The sequence below is a fragment of the Microbulbifer maximicatervae (SeqCode) genome (genome assembly GCF_052467825.1).
The window spans coordinates 4,000,592-4,018,735 of the sequence record NZ_CP174327.1 but is presented as its reverse complement, the minus strand read 5'-3'; the positions used below and the strand labels follow the sequence as shown (position 1 = coordinate 4,018,735).

General features: G+C 47.3%; 22 protein-coding genes. 10 read left to right on the top strand and 12 right to left on the bottom strand.

All coding sequences use genetic code 11. The features are described from left to right. The first annotated feature begins 11 nt into the window (after window positions 1-11). Together ACJJII_RS17985 and ACJJII_RS17980 are read left to right on the top strand one after the other, a co-directional pair. Window positions 12-1,001, top strand: a complete 990-nt coding sequence (locus ACJJII_RS17985; protein ID WP_444917183.1) for a hypothetical protein — start codon at window positions 12-14, stop codon at window positions 999-1,001. A 524-nt stretch (window positions 1,002-1,525) separates the two neighbouring features. After that, on the top strand, window positions 1,526-1,933 hold the full coding sequence (locus ACJJII_RS17980) for a DUF427 domain-containing protein (protein WP_444908262.1): 408 nt from the start codon (window positions 1,526-1,528) through the stop codon (window positions 1,931-1,933). A 76-nt stretch (window positions 1,934-2,009) separates the two neighbouring features. Here the strand turns inward: ACJJII_RS17980 and ACJJII_RS17975 are convergent, their stop codons facing one another. From ACJJII_RS17975 to ACJJII_RS17955, 5 genes are all read right to left on the bottom strand, one after another. Next, window positions 2,010-2,561, bottom strand: a complete 552-nt coding sequence (locus ACJJII_RS17975) for a dihydrofolate reductase family protein (protein ID WP_444917182.1) — start codon at window positions 2,559-2,561, stop codon at window positions 2,010-2,012. Window positions 2,562-2,725: 164 nt separating this feature from the next. Continuing rightward, the gene (locus tag ACJJII_RS17970) at window positions 2,726-3,208 is read right to left on the bottom strand and encodes a VOC family protein (RefSeq protein WP_444917181.1); all 483 of its coding nucleotides are present in this window, start codon (window positions 3,206-3,208) and stop codon (window positions 2,726-2,728) included. Between the two features lie 230 nt (window positions 3,209-3,438). After that, window positions 3,439-4,089 carry a dihydrofolate reductase family protein gene (locus tag ACJJII_RS17965; RefSeq protein WP_444917180.1) on the bottom strand — a complete coding sequence of 217 codons (651 nt, stop codon included), beginning with the start codon at window positions 4,087-4,089 and terminating at the stop codon, window positions 3,439-3,441. 105 nt (window positions 4,090-4,194) lie between these two features. Beyond that, window positions 4,195-4,668, bottom strand: coding sequence for an SRPBCC family protein (locus ACJJII_RS17960; protein WP_444917179.1), 474 nt, complete (start codon window positions 4,666-4,668; stop codon window positions 4,195-4,197). Between the two features lie 206 nt (window positions 4,669-4,874). Then, entirely contained in the window at window positions 4,875-5,234 is a 360-nt protein-coding gene (locus ACJJII_RS17955) for an ArsR/SmtB family transcription factor (RefSeq protein WP_444913089.1), read from the bottom strand. Between the two features lie 288 nt (window positions 5,235-5,522). On the opposite strand from ACJJII_RS17955, the gene ACJJII_RS17950 reads away from it, so the two are divergent. Continuing rightward, entirely contained in the window at window positions 5,523-6,008 is a 486-nt protein-coding gene (locus tag ACJJII_RS17950) for an SRPBCC family protein (protein WP_444917178.1), read from the top strand. 21 nt (window positions 6,009-6,029) lie between these two features. Here the strand turns inward: ACJJII_RS17950 and ACJJII_RS17945 are convergent, their stop codons facing one another. Beyond that, entirely contained in the window at window positions 6,030-6,887 is an 858-nt protein-coding gene (locus ACJJII_RS17945) for an urea transporter (protein ID WP_444917177.1), read from the bottom strand. Between the two features lie 447 nt (window positions 6,888-7,334). On the opposite strand from ACJJII_RS17945, the gene ACJJII_RS17940 reads away from it, so the two are divergent. From ACJJII_RS17940 to ACJJII_RS17915, 6 genes are all read left to right on the top strand, one after another. Next, window positions 7,335-7,703, top strand: coding sequence for a putative quinol monooxygenase (locus tag ACJJII_RS17940; RefSeq protein WP_108733199.1), 369 nt, complete (start codon window positions 7,335-7,337; stop codon window positions 7,701-7,703). A gap of 367 nt (window positions 7,704-8,070) precedes the next feature. Further along, window positions 8,071-8,559 carry a hypothetical protein gene (locus ACJJII_RS17935; protein WP_444917176.1) on the top strand — a complete coding sequence of 163 codons (489 nt, stop codon included), beginning with the start codon at window positions 8,071-8,073 and terminating at the stop codon, window positions 8,557-8,559. 283 nt (window positions 8,560-8,842) lie between these two features. After that, entirely contained in the window at window positions 8,843-9,253 is a 411-nt protein-coding gene (locus tag ACJJII_RS17930; RefSeq protein ID WP_444913085.1) for a thioredoxin family protein, read from the top strand. Then, window positions 9,246-9,947 (top strand): cytochrome c biogenesis CcdA family protein, encoded by a 702-nt coding sequence (locus ACJJII_RS17925; protein ID WP_444908271.1) that lies wholly within the window; start codon window positions 9,246-9,248, stop codon window positions 9,945-9,947. Before ACJJII_RS17930 ends, ACJJII_RS17925 begins: the two co-directional genes overlap by 8 nt. Before the next feature lie 158 nt (window positions 9,948-10,105). Further along, window positions 10,106-11,020: an SMP-30/gluconolactonase/LRE family protein gene (locus ACJJII_RS17920; RefSeq protein WP_444917175.1), complete on the top strand. Its 915-nt coding sequence runs from the start codon at window positions 10,106-10,108 to the stop codon at window positions 11,018-11,020. A gap of 67 nt (window positions 11,021-11,087) precedes the next feature. Next, window positions 11,088-11,702, top strand: coding sequence for a carboxymuconolactone decarboxylase family protein (locus tag ACJJII_RS17915; RefSeq protein ID WP_444917174.1), 615 nt, complete (start codon window positions 11,088-11,090; stop codon window positions 11,700-11,702). A 252-nt stretch (window positions 11,703-11,954) separates the two neighbouring features. Here the strand turns inward: ACJJII_RS17915 and ACJJII_RS17910 are convergent, their stop codons facing one another. The 3 genes from ACJJII_RS17910 to ACJJII_RS17900 are packed head-to-tail and all read right to left on the bottom strand — an operon-like array spanning window position 11,955 to window position 14,154. Then, window positions 11,955-13,538 (bottom strand): PepSY-associated TM helix domain-containing protein, encoded by a 1,584-nt coding sequence (locus ACJJII_RS17910; RefSeq protein ID WP_444917173.1) that lies wholly within the window; start codon window positions 13,536-13,538, stop codon window positions 11,955-11,957. 21 nt (window positions 13,539-13,559) lie between these two features. After that, entirely contained in the window at window positions 13,560-13,832 is a 273-nt protein-coding gene (locus ACJJII_RS17905; protein ID WP_108733205.1) for a hypothetical protein, read from the bottom strand. A gap of 4 nt (window positions 13,833-13,836) precedes the next feature. Then, window positions 13,837-14,154, bottom strand: coding sequence for a hypothetical protein (locus ACJJII_RS17900; RefSeq protein ID WP_444908275.1), 318 nt, complete (start codon window positions 14,152-14,154; stop codon window positions 13,837-13,839). Window positions 14,155-14,350: 196 nt separating this feature from the next. Between ACJJII_RS17900 and ACJJII_RS17895 the strand changes: the two genes are divergently transcribed. Then, complete coding sequence (locus ACJJII_RS17895; RefSeq protein WP_444917172.1) at window positions 14,351-14,926, top strand: hypothetical protein; 576 nt, start codon at window positions 14,351-14,353, stop codon at window positions 14,924-14,926. Between the two features lie 369 nt (window positions 14,927-15,295). On the opposite strand, the gene ACJJII_RS17890 is transcribed toward ACJJII_RS17895, so the two are convergent. The 3 genes from ACJJII_RS17890 to hypD all read right to left on the bottom strand — a co-directional run bounded on the left by ACJJII_RS17890 (window position 15,296) and on the right by hypD (window position 18,139). Next, window positions 15,296-15,922, bottom strand: a complete 627-nt coding sequence (locus tag ACJJII_RS17890) for a LysE family translocator (RefSeq protein WP_444917171.1) — start codon at window positions 15,920-15,922, stop codon at window positions 15,296-15,298. Window positions 15,923-16,008: 86 nt separating this feature from the next. Beyond that, the gene (gene hypE / locus ACJJII_RS17885; protein ID WP_444917170.1) at window positions 16,009-17,046 is read right to left on the bottom strand and encodes a hydrogenase expression/formation protein HypE; all 1,038 of its coding nucleotides are present in this window, start codon (window positions 17,044-17,046) and stop codon (window positions 16,009-16,011) included. Beyond that, window positions 17,012-18,139 (bottom strand): hydrogenase formation protein HypD, encoded by a 1,128-nt coding sequence (gene hypD / locus ACJJII_RS17880; protein WP_444917169.1) that lies wholly within the window; start codon window positions 18,137-18,139, stop codon window positions 17,012-17,014. Before hypD ends, hypE begins: the two co-directional genes overlap by 35 nt. Window positions 18,140-18,144: the final 5 nt, after the last annotated feature.

The window sequence follows — 18,144 nt, the reverse complement described above, 5'->3', positions numbered from 1 at the left end:
GGAGAATAATTATGACAAAAATAGTGAGCCGCAGTATCAACCGGGAAGTGAGTTTTACCGTGTTGGTAGAGGATAATTCGCCGATACTTTTTCAAACGAAGGTCAAAAAATCACTCGAAAACTGGCTGGATGAAGCACAGACTATCTTAAAACGAGCGATAGATATGTGCACTGTAGCGATTACATACCCTGATAAGGTTCCTGATAAGTTTAAAAATTTAGTCTCCTACTACTTCGGCCTTCCTATGGATTGCCCGCCACAAAGATATTCAAATTGCGTAAATGCGATACTCCAAAAACTCAGTAAAACTCAGATAGGCTTGAGTGGTGATGTGGAGTGTGCGGATGTAAAAATGATGCCCACCTTGTGTAAAGTTCAATGCTCTACCATATCGACGATAGGATATCCATTTGGTATTGAGGACCCTTCGAAAAATGCGGCCGGGTTTGTGTTTGTGCCCTTTACGGAAAGTTGGGGCAGATCAATTTCAAACTTCTGTAAGTTGTCATGGGCTGGTGGAGGGCAACTTAAGGGGGGGAGCTTTATGAAGCCCAATCAAAATCCTATCTGTTTGAGTTTTAGTAAAATTTGGGAAAAAGGTGAGGTTTTCTGCATTGTTACTCTGATCCATGAAGGAACACATAAATATGCGCAAACCGTGGATCATAAATATTTTAATGATGAAGGTATTGCGGATAAATTGGATAAAGCTATCAGTGAAGGTGGCGCTATATGGATGAAGTTCCATCAGGACAATGGTAAAACCCATGATCAAGCGTTCAAGCTTGTTGTACAGCAGGCATTCAATCAGTTACGCGGACAAGATGCAGCGGCAACACTTATGGCAGAACTCACTGAAGTCAAAGCGGTGGAAAATGCAGACTCAGTGGCATGGTTCGCGTATGACGTAGCACAGCTTCCCTCTGAGCAGGAAGTTGGGAGAATTGTTACCGGGATGGTAGGTAAACGAAAAGTGCACCCAAGCCTACTTAATCATTAAAGGGAAACCCAGGGGGCAGTCTAATTAATTGAGACGATTACGTTTCCTGCAATTTGGGGTCCTATCCCGAAATCAGAGAATTGTCCCTGGAAACCCAAGGGTTTCTATATTTGGGGTGTAGATGCTCGGGCAAATGCGTGAGTGGTGAAGGATTGGTTGATATTGGTCACCACTTCCCGTACGCCGAGTACACGGTAGCAATTTACACTGTTACTACCTCAGATTTTATCGCTGGAATTGGAGAGGTACTTTAGGGAGTTGGCTAACGCGTGCGAAGCAGGTGATACCATCGAAATCAGTCGTGACCATGCAAACCCTATTGTTTCAACGGGATCTGGAGAGTTCGTAATTCGGCGGCAATCGTCCACAATTTATGCATCGAAGATCGTATCAGCGCTAACTATTGAGTCCAAGTGAGGTGACATGAAGCCTCGCTGTTCGCTTACTCTTATAAGTGTGTATCTCTATTTGGGTAAATGCGGCCCGCATATCGCTTCAGGCCAATACCTTGAAAGGAAAGATCAATGCCCTATCCAGAAGTTACGATGTCTAGTGACACAATCCACAACCCGAAAGAACCCCGACACCTTATGCGCGCCAAGATTGTGCCTAGGACAGTGCGTGTGCGTCGTGGTGGCAAGGTGATTGCCGAGAGTAGAAATGCTTTGAGAGTTACAGAACTCGCAAAAGATATGTTCGACCCCGTATTCTACTTCCCAAAAGAAGATGTTCTTGCTCCCCTCTCCCTTATAGAGGGAAAGACAAGCTATTGCCCACTGAAAGGCGATGCCAGCTACTTCTCAATCGATGATAGCGGAGAAGCTATTGCATGGGCCTATGAAGCTGCTTTTGACTTTGCCGGGGTGATCAACGGGCGTATTGCCTTCTATCCAGATCAAGTGGCAATCGAAGAGGTTGGAACTTCATCATGACCCTCTTCCCATAGACTCTTTTAGGTTAATGATACAAACCATGCCTAGAAGCTGGCTGCAATAACGCTCCGCCCTTTTATAGACACTTGTAGCGAAGGACTACTCCGCCCGTTTCAAGGGTATCTGCCCGCATCAGCTCAAAATTTTTCTGGATACCGTCAGATTTGAAGAGAGGTGAGCCAGCTCCTAGTACGATAGGTGCTAGGCATATCCGGTACTCTTCTACTAGACCTTCTCTGAGCAGAGTAGCTACAAGATTCGAACTACCAAATACGAAGATATCCCTCTTCCCGGTCTCTTTTTTCAGCGCGCGAACATGTTCGGCCGCCTCGCCTTTCAGTAGACAAGTATTTGACCAATTGGCGGTTTCTAGCGTGCGAGAGATGACGGCTTTTTCAAGCGAGTTCATCATGTCCGCAATCGCCCCTGTTTCGTTTTGCCAATAATCGGCCATCCCTTTATAGGTGCGACATCCGAATAGCAAGGTGCCGATTTCATCACCCTGTCGAAGAGAGAAGGCTTCTAATTCGTCGCCCCACACTGTTGCGTGATGGTCCAATGACCATGGGGTGGTGCCTTCAAAGCAGCCGTCCAATGACATCACATTCCAAACCACTAACCGTCTCACAATCTGATCCTCATATATTTGTCTCTTGCATTGTCTGTTGGGACTGAGCTTGATGAGGGCAGTGTCACTCAGTTTGTTAGGGACTTGCGCTAGTAGCTCTGGGTTTCTGAGGCGGTTTGGCCATGCGTAGTTTAAATACTCTTTCGCGATATCTCTCTGTTACTTCAAACCGAATTTGTAGCAGCTTGAATTGTCGCAATATCGATCTTTCTCATGGTCATCATCGCGGTAAAGGCGCGTTTTGCCTTGTTACGGTCGGGGTTCGTTGTAAGATCGAGTAGCAGTTTTGGCGTAATTTGCCACGAATGACCCCAGCGATCCTTACACCAACCGCAGGCGTTCTCTTGCCCACCGTTATCCACAATCGCATTCCAGTAACGGTCAGTTTCCTCCTGGTTTTCGGTGATAACCATGAAACTAACTGATTCATTCGGAGTTAGATTTGGACCGCCATTCAGACCTATAAACTTGCGCCCAAGGACAGTCAATTCAACGGTTAGCTCACTGCCCTCATTGCCGCCGGGGTAGTCGGCAGCGGCCGCATTAACGCGGTCGACATGGCTGTTAGGAAAAGTTGCTGCATAGAATTCCGCCGCTTTCTTTGCTTCGCCGTAGTCGAACCAAAGACAGGTAACGATTTCTGTCATTTTGATATCTCCCTGGGATTTGAACGGGTCGAATATTTACTCTGCTGAAAGGCTCTGGCATTGATAGTTATGTCGGGACATCTGGTGGGCGTTCCAGATCTGATCTTACTGCCGAACGTATCGGCATAATGTGCGCAGCTTCCCTTGAATACCAAGTCAGTGACGGGCTCCATAACTTTCGAGTTCCTATCTCTGCTTATCTATCCCAAATTGCGCTGAGACTGCCGGCCCTATTCTCGTTGCAGGGAGAAATCTCCAGTCGTGATACTTCCGCCTCGAACATAGGTCACACAAATTACACCGCTATCTGTCGTCATGGCTTGCTGTACATGGAACGCTGTAGGGATCACACCTGAACCGAAAAGACGTTTCCCGTTACCCAGGACCAAAGGAAAAATCAGTAATTTGAACTGATCAATTAGGTCCGCTTTGAGTAGAGTTTGAATAAAGTCAGCACTGCCTGGAACCAACAAATCAGGGCCATTGCTAGCCTTGATTACACGAAGCCTCGAGATTGGGTCATCCCCCAGCCACTCGCTGCCTTCCCAGGTAAACTCAGGTTTCGTGCGAGAAGCCACGTATCGCGTTGTACCGTCGATTTTTTTGGCCAGCTGGATTTCACTTTCATCAACACCCTCAGGCGGAGGGTCAGCAGCAACTTTTGGCCAATGTGCAGCGAAAATATTGTGAGTCCGATGGCCAAGTAGTAACTCAAATGGCGCTGCGAACACATTGCCCATGAATTCACCAACACCTTCATCAAAATAGGAAGCTACCCATCCACCAAGCTCAAAGCCCCCTGAAGAGTCCTCTTCAGGGCCGCCAGGGGCCTGCATCACACCATCCAGGCTAATAAACGTGTTTACAATTATTTTCCGCACAAGTTCTTCCCTGTTGGTTCTATTGGCCCAAATGATGCTGCGGGTTGTATTTGGACTGTTACTCAATGGCTATTGAAGCCCGAAGAGAAGCAATATTGCCCTTCTCTATTCGGCTTCTACTTTTCTTGCTTCCATGTATGCAGTCAGATTAGAAAGAGCGCGCTGCCACCCATTGCGAGTTCCCTCGATTATTCCCGAGCCGACCAGGGAGGCGATTTGTATCGTTACCTTGAGTTCTGTCACGCTTTCACTATTGCCGATCTCCACGCTAATCAAAGAGATACTCAGTGGAGAGCCATCCGTAGTTACACGTTCGGTGAACAGAAGCCGATGTGGCCTTCTGATTTCGTAATAGTGTGTTTCAACCCTGAATCGCAGATCGCTACTTTGACCGCATTGATGTATGTCAATGCCTCCTTCGCGAAAGTCATTTTCGAGAAATTCAATTGTTTCATCTTCAGAGGGAGGCCCCCATATCGAGCGGGCTTGCGGGTCTTCCCATGCGGAAAATACCCGCTCTCTCGGTGCTTTGATCCTTCTACTGATCGATATGGTGTCGTGGGATAAATCTTGGCTCATGCGAATCCCTCTGCGATGTTTGCAAAGCGTGAACAGCCGAGTGCAAAAAATAACGATAGTTAGCTTTTTGGATAACTATAGTTAACAGTAATTGTTAGGTCAATGGATAACCGGCGAATGGCTCCGTGCGGTTAAAACTTCAACTCTAGGTGGGATGGAGGGCGAGAAATTGGCTTATGCCTATGGGATCCGTATTGTTGGGGCATCTACCCCTTTTGTACTAAGTCATCCTGCTCTTCTGCATCAAGCGTTTCGACATAGCTCGCCATCCGAGCCATCCGGCTTTCCCATATGGCCGTTTGTGTATTGATCCATTTTTGTGCCGCTGTCAGTTGCTTGGGTTTTATCTCACAGGTTCGCACGCGACCGGTTTTCTTGGAGCGAATCAAGCCCGCATCCTCCAGCACACCAATATGCTTCATGAACGAAGGGAGTGCCATCTCAAATGGTTCTGCGAGCTCGGTGACCGACGCTGGTCCGCTTATCAAATGCTGAATGACAGCGCGTCGTGTTGGATCAGCCAGAGCTTGGAAAACAGTATTCAGGTTGTCGTGATTTTCTTCCATTTGAATAAGTATATCGGTGAAAAATTGTTAGGCAATGGCTACTGGGTGTAGCTACGTATTAAAAGCAGCTTAAGGTTGCTTGGAAACCGCTCATTCAATCATTCGATTAGCCTTGCCGCCTCAACGATAATGGATATGCTCTAGAGCGTCTGCAAGCGTTGGTTTGGCTCCCTACTATGATCATAGAATCAGGTGGAGTCGATTAAATGGTGTTATAGGGCAAAGATAAAATGTTTCAGTGTTAACAGGCTGCTGGAACCCCCTTACTTAAAAGAATAAGGTGCAACAGTGATCGATTTTACATATCAAAAGGATGTTCGAACCGAACCGATCTCTTATACAGTCCGGGCAGTGCCAGAGAAGGTCTTTGATGCCTGGATCATACCCAACATGGTTGAAAAATGGTGGGGGCCTGACGATTTCACGACACGTGTACTCAACCTCACCGCCAAGGTTGGTGGGTGCTTTGCTTTTGAGATGACTGCTCCAAACGGCAGTTCCTGCATTATGTCTGGTGTGTATCGCAGCGTTGACAGGCCAAAGCGATTAGTTTTTGAAGTCCACGAGCATTGCAATCTTAATCTGCCAAACAGTACCGAGCCGCAAGAGAATGCATCTTTGGTCGAAGTTGTTTTCAGGGGCAGTGAGCTTGGTACCATCGTTACTCTGACACATACGCTTCTCAACACTGACTACGCAAAACTGGCAAAAGCCAGTTGGACTCAATCAATTTGCCAAATGGAAGCTGTACTTACCGAATCTATCACGAGCTAGTGTTTTCTCTAATGGGCTGGATTAATGAGTTAATGTAAGTTTTCTTTGGATCAACAATATAATCCAGCTAGCGATAACAAATGGTGCGGTTAATACAATAATATCAGCGCTCATAAAAGCCATTGCGATTGGAACGGTTAATATGCTCCCTGCAATTGGGGCTAGCCATCGCTTACGACCATTTGATAATGCAATAGCGCTCAAAGATGCATTGTAACCGAAGAGCCCGGCAAGAATTAATATGGGTGATAAGGCCAGGAACATGGCCAGTGATGTGGCCAGCATTCCACCAATAATACTCCAACACGCATGAGATTTATTCGAGATAAAAATCCCAATTAAAAAACAAATACCTGTAATGGCATTGTTCTGAAAGATAATTTGACCAATACCTTCGAATATCCCCCAGGTTGAGGTGTTTTCGTTAATGAATGCTGCAGTTGGCGCTAGATCTAGTGCTGGAGCCAATATCCATATAGCCCATATCACCAGAATGTAGGGTGCAGTATAAGGCGGAAGGATAAAGTGAAGCAGCATAAAGCGCATGATTAAGACTGTTAAAGCACTTCCACCGACAATCAATAAAAAAGTCATTAGGGATGGAGCATATAATAAGAATATGACTACACCGATCAATGCTCCATTGTATCCAAATAGTCCATCCTCAATTTGTTTTACGGGATAATTAAGGATATTTGCACAGGCAGTTGCGGTGATAACCCCAATTGCGACCCCTATAGCCATGGTAATAGAGTTAACTGTTACTCCGAGTATGAATAGAAAGCCACTCAAGGCGTTTCTTTGTAGGATGACCTGGCTAATTCCTCTGAAGATACTGACAAGACAATTTCCGAGTTTTGTAGTTATTGGCTTTGTCATAGTATCTCTATTACAGCCTTAATTCGAATTAGTTAGTGTGGCTGCCAGATTTTGAGCCAAGTGAAATTAGAATATATTGTGTATGAGATTAGCAAAGGGGTTATCCATTATCTTTCTTAATCTGAATAAGTTGTAATTGACCCTACCCGCTCACTTGTTCACGGTCATAAATATACTATTAACTTTAGGTTATCCAGAATAAGCCATGGGCAATACACAGTTACCAGGTAAGCTCGATATATTGTAGTGCTACTTAGTTGACTGTCACGTTCTGACCAGAAGCCTGTAGTCTGCTTTAGCTTATTAGATTTTCTTCATACCCGTGATTGAATGTGCTTCCCCAAAAACCATCTACAATTCAACACACCACTTAAGCGCCGTGGGTAGTACTCTAAGCTATTCCGGTGTATATGGTTAAACGATACTTTCGGTAGTGAGGTAGCAAGCATGTTTAACAACGTAGGTTGGATTATCGAGGGAAAGATAAGAAAGGGACATGAAGCGGAGTTCAAAGCTGTTGTGAATGAGATGGTCGCAGCAACTAAGAAAGAAGGTGGAACCCTGAACTACCAGTATTACGTAACCGATGATGGAAACGTGCTTATCTATGAGCATTTCAAGGATTCCAAATCCGCTCATAAGCATATTGACTCGTGGGACAACTTTGCCGATCGTTGGATAGCGGCTGCTGAACCGACTCGCTTAGTCCACCTGGGAGATATGCCACAAGATCTTCGGGAGCGTCACTCAGGCCTGCAATCAACTCTATACCACCCTTACGCTGGATTTGAACGTTCAGGCGGTAAGGCTCACTAACCGTTTAGGGAAGAAAGTAAAGGTGTAAGACTTTCACCAGTTGAGTTGATAACTACATGTTTCAAGACAACTGGTGAAGGTTGGGTACCCTTTCATTTATAAAAAGTTACTCCAGCAGCTTCATGGAATCCCATATTTCTCAGCCAATCGATCGATTTCTGCTTGTGATCTGGAATTATCTGGACACTTCGCACCAAACCATGGGTTTAGATCACTATCTGTATTTGTAGCAGGTAGCTCTTTAACATCAAAACAGCGGTCTCCAACTTGAACAAAGGTTCCTGTCGAGGTCTGGTATCTGTTTTCTGTAGGCTGATATCGACGGACTTTGTTGCGTTCCCTGGCTATTTTTCTCTCAAGAGCGGGATTGAATACAGTCGGTTGTCGCCCTGACCTTGGCGCAGTTGGGAATTCCCCGGAATGGGGCCTTGCCTCTAATGCTCCTTCCAATTTGGGTGGTGGCTCTTCTATTTTGGCTGGCTTCACCTTATTCAAACTATCAGGTATTGGCGGGCTAGTAACGGTTACTGCATCTGTCGGAGCGGTATCCTGCTTTGATACTGTGCTCGGTTCTTTAGCAGTTGGCGGAGACGTAGAAGGCATAGGAGTAAATGGGGCCAGTAAATTGACTTCTAGCGACGTGTTGGTCCTAGGAGTTGGACCTGGAGCGATTGATACTGGAACAACTATCAGTGCTATATGGGTTCCAATAGCAATAAGTACTGAGACTGCAAAGCGCCAATTTTGGGTGGTTTTGATGTTGGAGAGTGAAGGTGTCGCCGTATTAAAATCCATCTACTTCGTAGACCATATCTCAATAGACCTGGCCAAAATCCTTTTCCGAAAAACTCTGTGATTAGTGCGATAACAGGTAGGACTCCCACAGATCTTATAAGTTCTTTGGAGGCTCCAGCTTCAACTGGTTGTTACTTTATGACAGTGAGGCCATCACCCTTCTCCATCTCGATGCCTAGCCTTCTTCGCTCCTGAACACACAGAGAGTCGGCCCAGGGTTCCTAGTCGAACAAATCCTCGTAGCCTTACTGTAAGAATTTGCACTCCAGTACGACCAAGATGGGTATCTAAACAGATTGTCTTCAAATTAGGGCTTATACCCTGCCACTAAGGATATGGATTGTATGAAATTTATCCGCTTAGCTCTTCGCACCTTGATCGCCGCTACATTAGTTTTTTCTATGCCATTCGCTCTAGCATCAGAGCCATTTTCCGAAGAACGATTCAAGGAGTTACAAGCCGCCAAACGATCCATTTTGATCGATGTGAGAGCAGATTGGTGCCCAACCTGTAAAAAGCAGGGCGAGATTCTGGCGCAGTTTCAGAGGGACAATGCCCAGTGTGGCCTTACGATCCTGAATGTGGATTTCGACTCCCAGAAAAAGTGGGTTAAGCACTTCCGCGCTCCTCGGCAATCAACGCTACTACTGTTTAATGGGGAGCAACAAGTGTGGTTCAGTGTTGCCGAAACTCGTGCCGATGTAATTCAGCAGAATATCTTCGATTCAGTTAAGGCTTGCACTGACAATGCTTGAGCTTAGCGCCATCCCCCTGGCTTTGATCGCGGGTACTCTCAGTATTCTCTCTCCCTGCGTTTGGCCGTTGGTGCCAATGGTTGTCGGTGCTTCTAATAGTGCCGGGCGCTGGGGGCCGTACGCGTTGGCGATTGGACTCAGCCTGTCATTTGCATTGGCAGGTACTGTGCTGAGCTTTCTATTGGTCTCCTTAGGATTAGACCCAGAACTCTTCCGCTATATTGCCGCGATAATGTTAGTGGCGGTTGCACTTGTCTTGTTGATCAAACCACTTTCCGATTGGCTGACCTTACGTTTATCAAAAATCACCGCAGGGGCGAGCATTACCGGTGATGGAGCTTGGGCTGGGCAGTTTGGTATTGGCTTCCTTACCGGAATCATCTGGCTGCCATGTGTTGGCCCTACCCTGGGAGCCGCTATAGCACTGGCTTCCATGGGCCAGCAATTGGGGCAGTCATTTATGGTGATGTTTGCTTTCGGACTAGGTACCGGTGCAGCGCTTTTAGTGGCTGGGGGGTTATCGAGGCAGATTTATACTCGACTGTCACCATCAGTTGGGGCTTTCGCGATTGGAGGCAAAACAGTACTAGGTCTTATACTATTACTACTCGGGGTACTGGTCTTGAGTGGGCTTGATAAAGTAATGGAAGCCTGGGCTTTGAATTGGATTCCCGAGTGGACTTTCAGTTTTTGATGGTCTTTTAGTGGTAAGCCAAGCCATATTGGTTTTTACGGGCCGGGTATTCTTATTCGGCCTTCTTAACTTGGAATCACAAAATTAGCCTTACGACTCAATAGGTACTCGCTCCCTTCATCTGCTGAATGCGCACTTTTCATATTGGAGGATTTACGGTGGTAGAAATCGAGTGTCTATGGGAGTGCAATGATGGATTGGGCGAGACACCGATTTGGTCAGCGGAAGACAAGTCTATTTATTGGGCTGATCACGTTAACCCCGAACCTGACCCCGCTGATGCCCGGCCTCCATCCATAAGAAGTTTCAATATCGAAACAGGCGAACGCAAGACCTGGGAGATGCCTGAACAAATAGGCTCCTTTGGCTTCCGCCGTGGAGGCGGAATGATCGGAGGTGGATGCTCCGGATTCTTTGCGATCGACTTGGAAAACAGGCGTGTCGATACAATCGTTAATCCTGAACCCGGTAGGCCCCACAGTCGTTTGAATGATGGCAAAGTGGACCGCTATGGGCGTTTCTGGTGCGGTAGTATGGATGTGCGTTTTAAAGACAAATCTTCCTATCTCTATTGTTTGGAACCCGATCTAACCTACCGAAAGGCCGATAAGGATTTTCGCTTTGTTGTAGCCAACGGCATTGCTTTTGACCCTGAAGATACGCGAATGTACTTCGGGGATACCTTTGGACATATGGTTTACGTATTCGATCTGGATATCATTGACGGCCGGATTAGCAACCGGCGCCCTTTCTTTTCCATAGAAGACCGACAACCAGGAATTGTCGACGGTGCAACGGTAGATTCGGAGGGGTTTTACTGGTTTGCGTTGAATCTTGGGGGCAAAATCTTGCGAGTAGATCCCAAAGGAAGGCTTGATAGAGAGATCGACCTGCCGATTCGCAGCCCTACCTGCATCGCTTTTGGCGGTAATAATTATGAGACACTGTTTGTCACATCTCAGCAGTCATTCCTCACTAAAGAGGAACTGGCTCGACATCCTCAACCGGGCTGTATCTTAGCCGTTCACGGGCTTGGAGTTCAGGGGCTTCCTGAGCCAAAGTTCGGCAGTTAATCTGCTGTTGAATGCAACTCTTCAAACAGGCATCCCGAATCTTGCGTTCTGTCGGGCTAGAATCTTTGTGTGTGATAAATCTGAATCGCCAATTGGACAAGAGAGGTGTCAGTTGCGTATCCCTGCCATCCCACCTGAAGAACTCAGCGAAGAACAGAAACCCCTTTACGAAGATATGAGTAATGAGATGAAGGGGTATTTCACAGGTTTCATCAAGAAGCGCAAGGATGGCGCTTTACTAGGGCCCTGGGCACCAGCACTGCAATATCCCAGGTTTGGAAAGCCCTGGTGGGACAATATCAAGGCTATTGCAGACAAACCCACGCTTCCTAAGACCGCTCGGGAGGTTGCGATTCTAATCACCGCAGCTCATTTTAAAGCGGGTTATGAGCTGTACTCCCATACGGTTATTGGTGAGAAAAGTGAGTTGGCAAGGAGCAAAATTGCCACTATCGCAGCAGGCCAGCGTCCGATAGACCTAACTTTTGAGGAAGCCGCTGCTTATGATGTCGCCGCATCACTTGCAGCTGGAGGCCGCCTGCCAAAGGCTACTTGGGAGATGGCCGTGACTGCTTTCGGTAACGAGGGTGCCGCCGAACTAGTCTTTCTCGTGGCTGGCTATCATCAGGTCTCTGCCATTTTAAATGGTTTTGATATTTCCATACCTGGTGACGGGAGTTAGGGAAAATCTCGGTTCGGGAGGGGGCAAGAATGTTCTAGGTTTATCCAGCCCAACGACACACTCATCTCATATATAAGTTGTGAAAAAAGTAGCGTCCTCTGAATGCTTGAAAGCAAATACCACTCTCTTCGAGAGTAATTGAGTGGAAGGTAAAGTGTGTAGTTGGGATAGGTTGCAGCGCCCTATTCCAGTGCTGTACAGATTCTATAGAGTTTACGAGATGGCATTCGCCATCTCGCAGGAAATAGCCCGTTATTGGGCGGCAACAGCTTGGGGTATATCTGCAGACTGCTTTGACTGGGATACCTGTCTATAGATATATCTGCTCGAATAGAGGCAAATGACCCCCATTACCAGGGCGCCCAAGTCAGTGAAGACCACTGGCAAAGTGACGGACTTCCAGGGGATCAGCAGACCATTTCCAGTTACCAGCGCATTCAGCAGCGGGATGCCGCACAGCAGCAAGCCTGCACAAAGTGAGAGATCTGCTAATGCGGGTTTTATCTGGCGGCGCAACATCGCCCAGGCTATGGCCACTCCCCATACAGAGAGATACACCATTTCAATCCAGTGAAAGCGCTGATCGCCACCACCACCGGGAGGTAACAGCTTATTGGCATAGAAAGTGGCCGCGGTGGCGACAACCAAACCGGCACAAACCCCTACCGTGAGCAAACTGAGGAACCAGCCGGAACCTCGGGTATTAATATCACCAGAGGGGAGCTTTTGCCTCTGTGCCTTGCGAACCTGCCAGATAACGGTGCCCGTTACCATCATCAAACACAATGCCAATCCCAATACAAAGTACAGGGCTTTTATCAGGAAGCCACCGTAGAGTGCGTAGTGAAGTGGAGTCAGTGAAAAATACACCCGCATAAACGGACCTGAGTCCTGCACGGGGTTATTGATGTTAACTACTTCGCCATCTTCACTGCGGTATTTGACATCAACAAAGCGCACCAGCGCCTCGTTTGTTTGGCCCGAGACTTGGACAACCTGATTGCGATCCCCGTAGGCCTCCACATAAATGGCTTTGGGTTTCGCATTAGGCACTTGGTCCTGGTAGCGCAGCAGTATTTGGTTATAGCTACTGGATTCCAAAGGCTCGCCAGTTATCTCAGGATGTTCCCCCACTACCGAGGCGACTGCAGCTTCCACATTACCTTCAAAAGCAGAAAATGCAGCAACCTGGATCATAATGCCATTCAGGCCAAGTATTGCGCCGGTAAAAGCAATCACTATATGGAACGGTAGCGGCCAGACCCCTAATACTTTGTGCAGGTCTGTCCATTTGAGCCGCCTGCTGCGATCCACGCGGAATTTAAACATCTCTTTAAAGATTTTCTTGTGAATGATGATGCCACTTAATATGGAGAGCAGCATCACCAAGCCCATCAGTCCAACCAGGTAGCGTCCAAAAGGCCTGGGAAACAGTAGATCAGTGTGCATATACGTCAATAGCTCAGCGAAATCAGAGCCGCTGGGCGGCAGCACTTCACCGGTATTGGGGTTTATATGGCGTACCTCGGTTTCCTCGCTTTCAGCATCAGTCCAGAGCACTTCCAGCATAGGATGGTAGTAGTCTGGCATTGAGATCATAAAAAAGCTGTCCTCACCGATATTTGCCTCAGCGAGCACCGGAGCGACCAGTTGATCTACATCCACAGGCGCTTCAGCATCGAAGGCAATACGATGCTCGGGGCGTTCCCATTGGGTCAGCTCATGGCCAAATAGTGCGACCACGCCGGAAAAGGAAATTACGAATAGCAGAATAGAAAATAACACCCCAATCCAGGAGTGAATTTCGTAAAAAAGGATATTGCTACGCTGTTGCATTTAAGTTGGCTAGACCGAAAATTATAAAAAAGAAAGAGCGCTTAGTCCGAGCATGACCAGCAACAGGGATAATAGGTATGCCGCTGCGCGCCAAGTGGAGGCGGCGAGTAACCCCATACTCATATACCCGACCCATAAAAGTGTCGATAACATAGATCCCGCTGCCATCCGTTCTGTTGGCTCGGCGGACGGCCAGTAAATCGACAACATCACTGTGCTGGAAAACATCAAGATAATGCTCAGCACAATGGTCAGGGCGACCTGTTGCCAACTGATTTTTATTGAAGCAGCCATAGAGTTATCCGATAGTCAGAAGAGCCTGCTCTAATACCAACAAGCCCACTACTGACAGCGGAAAATGGCGAAGCAGCCAATTAGGTTTGATTGGGGCGAGCAGTGCTTGTAATAAAGCGCAGAACATCGCGACACAAAGCCAGATGGGTATCCCTACCTCCCAACCATATAGGAATCCATAAGGAATTGAACTCACCGGAAGCACCCACCAGGTAATTCTTTGTAAGCGCTTAAAACTACTGAGCTGTAGATCTTTATGTCTGGTTACAAAAATAAGTAGTACAGCCAAATAAGTAAGTAGGAAAGCCACCAGGTTAGACATTGAAGTTTTCCAGCCTTCTTTGCTTAGAGGTCGCGGATTTTTTGAACATTGCGCTTATTCTTTACAGAAATGGAGTTTCGTAGTTGCAAATATTGCCTTCAATACTGGGAAGCTTTGTATTTAGCGATCTACCGGGTTTAAATTTAAGTCACAAATAATAATCATTATCAGTTGTAGTCTATCTTAAGATACATGTTTGTTCAATTGGCTTGAAAATGCAGACAGACTGGAAGGTGGCAAGGGAGAGGTGCTAAGTTCTTTTACCTTTCTTCCATATCTTATCGTTCTTACCGTGTGGATTATTGACTTCGAAGCCAGTGGCTTATCCAAGCAGAGTTACCCTATAGAAGTTGGCCTCTGCTCTGAAACAGTGGAATACCAAGCGCTAATAAAACCAGTGCCACACTGGTCTTATTGGTCCGATGGTGCTGAATCAATACATAACATTTCCCGGTCAAAGCTGGAATCCGAGGGTATAGATCCAGCTATAGTGGCTTATAGCCTAAACAGGTTTCTTTCAGGTCAGGTTGTCTATTGCGATGCCCTGCACTGGGACAGTTTTTGGTGCAATGCCCTTTTTTCTGATACTGGTATTCATCAGGAGTTTGAACTAAGGGATATTCAGGAGCTAATAGGTGGCTCTGAAAATCACCTAAGAGCATTCATTAATGAGCGCGAAAAGCTGGAGGACTCTGACAAATTCACAGTTCATCGAGCGCTGGATGATGCAAAAATAATCAGGAAGGCACTAAAAGTAGCATTAGCAGGCTGATATGAGTGAGTAGCTTTGGAGTTAAGTAAAACGGTCGTCCTCCTTTGACTAACTAACAGAGAGCAGTAATTAGGGAGCCTCTGAGTAACTCCGTGATACCTCTGGCATGCAGAGCGGTTCACAATCAAGGCGCGGCTTCGCAGGAATGTCTAGACCTTTCAAGAAGTCGCAACGCGGAGTGTGAATCGCTCTGCAAGCCCCGAAGGGCGGGCCTTGAAGGCCACAGCTGCTGCGTTGCAGCTCTTGCAAAGGGCTACGGCCATTCGCGGCGAGCTGCGCCTAACATCTGCAGCCTTCAAGACCCGCAGAGGCATTACGGAGTTACTCAGAGGCTCCTTAGGTCTATTACTTCTGCACCTTGTGGAGGCACTAACTTTTTGCCGCAATAAAAACACCACTTCCTATAAGTAAAGCCCCGGAGCCGTATTTTAAAGCCGGGGTCTTTCCTGATTGACTGACTGTTGACCGTGCCTTGCAGGCAAGGTACGCATAACCGGCCATCACACTGCCTACGGCTAGCGTTGCAATTGCAAATATAATTGCAATGTCCAAAGAAGCAACGCGAGTTAGATCGAGGAAGGCTGGAAAGAAGCTTACGTAGAAAAGAATAGCTTTCGGGTTACCCAGCGTGGTGACTAAGCCCAGTAGAAAACTTGAAAAGCTGCTATGGGAGTGGCTTGTTGCTATTTGGTTTTGGTCGACTTGTCTTTTCTTTGCTGAGAGAAAGAGATTCACTCCCAGCCAGATAAGATAGGCTGCTCCAGCATATTTAATAACGATGAATAAGCTCCCCAAGGTTTCGGCTAGCATTGCTAAGCCAAGCAGAGCTAACAAAATAAAGAAATAATCACCTACAACAATTCCCACTACTGTAATTAACCCCTGGCGCAAGCCGAGTGTCACTGACCGGGAAACAACAGCTAATACTCCCGGCCCAGGTATCAGTGCTAGAACTAGCATTGAAATGAACAGAGCTAAGGATGTAGAGATTGTCATGAAGTACTCAGTGATAGTTAGAGCTTTTATGCATTGATTCTATATGCTCAAAAACTGTACGTAAATTGTGCTTTTGAGGCTTCTGGCTAGCAAATCCTTGGCAACTGCTCCCCAGGTAAACGCTGCAATAACCGATCACATCCCAAATTGTTTTTTAAAATAACCTGGGAGCTACTTCCTCCCCCAACAGTACCAATAACCGCAAAGCTGCTATATGCGGTTGCTTTTCGAAGAATGGAAAGTGCCAACTTAACACCTGCTTCGGGGACAAAAGACACAAAACGCCCCTCATTCGCTACATAGAGTGGGTCTAGCCCCAGTAGCTCACAAGCGCCCTGCACGGCATCACAAACAGGTATCTTGCTCTCCTCCAAGACAAAGGTCCGTCCGCAGTTTTCCGCTAGCTCCACCAATGCGGTGGCTAGCCCACCTCGTGTGAGATCTCGCAGACAATGAACTTCAATTCCGGCATTGATCATTTGTGCAACTACACCATTCAGTGGCGCACAATCGCTGAGGAGATCACTTTCAAACTCGAGTCCCTCTCGGCTGGCCATCACCGCTATGCCATGGCGGCCGAGATCGCCGGACAGGATAATAGAGTCACCTTGGCAAATACGGTTGGGATCAATGGGTTGTTCTCTTATCAGGGTACCGATGCCACTGGTATTGATATAGAGCCCATCCCCCTTCCCTTTCTCTACCACTTTGGTATCGCCGGTGACTAAGGTAATTCCTGAGTTCCGGGCAGCCTCAGCCATCGAGATCAGAACCCGTTGAAGAGTTTCCAGGGGTAATCCCTCTTCGAGAATCAAGCCGCAGCTTAGAAACTTGGGTTCCGCGCCTGCCATCGCCAAATCGTTGACGGTGCCATAAACGGCGAGCTCACCGATGTTTCCTCCGGGAAAGAAAAGCGGTGAGATTACAAAGGAGTCGGTGGTAAATACGAGCTGATCCGGTTTCCATGGAAGTGTTGCACTGTCATGGGCCTGGGATAGCCAGGGATTAGAGAAGACAGGTTGAATATATTGATCTATCAAGCGTTGGGTCATCTCCCCACCGCTACCATGGCCAAGGCGTACGACCTCGTCAGCGGTTGGTGGAATTGGACACTGCAGATTCATTCGATTCCACCTGGTTCTGGTAGCGATAGTAGGCCGCGCAAGCGCCTTCAGTGGAAACCATTGGCGCCCCCAGCGGTTGCTGGGGTTGGCAGGTCTTAGCGAAGTGAGGGCAATCCCCGGGCTTCTTTAGCCCCAGCATAATATCCCCACTGATACATCCCCTGTTTTCAGAAATGCTCAATGCTGGAAGATTGAATGTTTGTTCTGCATTGAACCCTGAGTAATCGTCGCTCAATACCAGACCGCTAGCAGGAATTTCACCTATACCGCGCCACTGTTGTGTTGCTACTTTAAAAACCTCTTTAATCAAGTCCTGGGCAACGGTATTACCTGTTTTAGTAACCGCGCGTTGATATTGGTTTTCTACTTCACAGCGACCATTTTCTAATTGACGGACACACCGGAGTACGCCTTCAAGAATATCCAGGGGTTCAAAGCCTGTAATCACTATTGGAATCTGGTGTTTTTTCACCAAACTGCGGTACTGACGATATCCGGTTATTGCACAGACGTGACCGGCAGCTAGGAAACCTTGAATCCGGCAGTCTTCACGGGCACATATCGATTGAATCGCCGGTGTAACCAAAAACTGGGATATCAATGCGTAAAAGTTGTCGATTTGCTTTTGCTTGGCGAGGGACAGCGCCAGGGCATTGGCGGTAGCAGTCGTTTCAAAACCCACTGCAAAGAATACGACCTGCTTGGTGGGGTTCTGCTCTGCCACATTGAGCGCTTGCAGCGGCGAGTAAACAATACGGACATCGCCTCCGGCAGCTTTGACCTCTAGTAAATCTCGATCTGAACCGGGGACTCGCAACATGTCGCCAAAGGAGCAGAAGATAACATTCGGCATTGCAGCAATCGCAATAGCTCTATCGATGATTTCCTGAGGTGTGACACAAACCGGGCAACCGGGTCCGTGTACTAATTGAATCTCCTCAGGCAGTAATTGCTGCAAGTTATATTTTGCGATGGCATGGGTTTGCCCTCCACAGATCTCCATTAGAGTCCATGGGCGAGTAGTGACTTTCTGAATCTCTGCCGCAATTAGCTTGATGTTCTCGCCGTTGCGGTATTCCTTGAGGTATTTCATTACAG

Excerpts from the sequence above, each read along its gene's own strand:
- ACJJII_RS17985 (WP_444917183.1), top strand. The coding sequence starts at position 12 with ATGACAAAAATAGTGAGCCGCAGTATCAACCGGGAAGTGAGTTTTACC.
- ACJJII_RS17980 (WP_444908262.1), top strand. The coding sequence starts at position 1,526 with ATGCCCTATCCAGAAGTTACGATGTCTAGTGACACAATCCACAACCCG.
- ACJJII_RS17970 (WP_444917181.1), bottom strand. The coding sequence starts at position 3,208 with ATGACAGAAATCGTTACCTGTCTTTGGTTCGACTACGGCGAAGCAAAG.
- ACJJII_RS17960 (WP_444917179.1), bottom strand. The coding sequence starts at position 4,668 with ATGAGCCAAGATTTATCCCACGACACCATATCGATCAGTAGAAGGATC.
- ACJJII_RS17955 (WP_444913089.1), bottom strand. The coding sequence starts at position 5,234 with ATGGAAGAAAATCACGACAACCTGAATACTGTTTTCCAAGCTCTGGCT.
- ACJJII_RS17945 (WP_444917177.1), bottom strand. The coding sequence starts at position 6,887 with ATGACAAAGCCAATAACTACAAAACTCGGAAATTGTCTTGTCAGTATC.
- ACJJII_RS17940 (WP_108733199.1), top strand. The coding sequence starts at position 7,335 with ATGTTTAACAACGTAGGTTGGATTATCGAGGGAAAGATAAGAAAGGGA.
- ACJJII_RS17930 (WP_444913085.1), top strand. The coding sequence starts at position 8,843 with ATGAAATTTATCCGCTTAGCTCTTCGCACCTTGATCGCCGCTACATTA.
- ACJJII_RS17925 (WP_444908271.1), top strand. The coding sequence starts at position 9,246 with ATGCTTGAGCTTAGCGCCATCCCCCTGGCTTTGATCGCGGGTACTCTC.
- ACJJII_RS17910 (WP_444917173.1), bottom strand. The coding sequence starts at position 13,538 with ATGCAACAGCGTAGCAATATCCTTTTTTACGAAATTCACTCCTGGATT.
- ACJJII_RS17905 (WP_108733205.1), bottom strand. The coding sequence starts at position 13,832 with ATGGCTGCTTCAATAAAAATCAGTTGGCAACAGGTCGCCCTGACCATT.
- ACJJII_RS17900 (WP_444908275.1), bottom strand. The coding sequence starts at position 14,154 with ATGTCTAACCTGGTGGCTTTCCTACTTACTTATTTGGCTGTACTACTT.
- ACJJII_RS17890 (WP_444917171.1), bottom strand. The coding sequence starts at position 15,922 with ATGACAATCTCTACATCCTTAGCTCTGTTCATTTCAATGCTAGTTCTA.
- hypE (WP_444917170.1), bottom strand. The coding sequence starts at position 17,046 with ATGAATCTGCAGTGTCCAATTCCACCAACCGCTGACGAGGTCGTACGC.
- hypD (WP_444917169.1), bottom strand. The coding sequence starts at position 18,139 with ATGAAATACCTCAAGGAATACCGCAACGGCGAGAACATCAAGCTAATT.